Source organism: Bradyrhizobium uaiense (genome assembly GCF_010811875.1).
Classification (GTDB): domain Bacteria; phylum Pseudomonadota; class Alphaproteobacteria; order Rhizobiales; family Xanthobacteraceae; genus Bradyrhizobium; species Bradyrhizobium uaiense.
Map to the genome: position 1 here is coordinate 1 of NZ_VKHP01000725.1, position 253 is coordinate 253.

A 253-nucleotide genomic window follows, 5' to 3' on the forward strand; every position below is an offset into this window, starting at 1 on the left:
CGAAGCCGGTGACGATGTTCTTGGCGAAGGTCTCGGAGATCTCGAAGAAGTCGCCCTCGTCGACGACCTTCAGGATCAGCTCCTTCATGTCGTAGGGCTTGTTCGGATTGTCGGGGATCAGCGTGTCGAGCGACATGTCGACCCGGCCGATATCGTCGAAGCTCGGCCATTCCGGCACGCCGTCGGTGTTGTTCGACGGCAGGAAGTCGATCAGCCGGCGCATCTGCAGCAGCGCGTCGACGTCATTCTCGAA

The 253-nt window shown here is 60.5% G+C and carries 1 protein-coding gene; it reads right to left on the reverse strand.

What is annotated here, in order from left to right; genetic code table 11:
- On the reverse strand, positions 1-253 hold a 253-nt coding region (locus tag FNJ47_RS47235; protein WP_283811407.1), incomplete at both ends, for a carboxyl transferase domain-containing protein.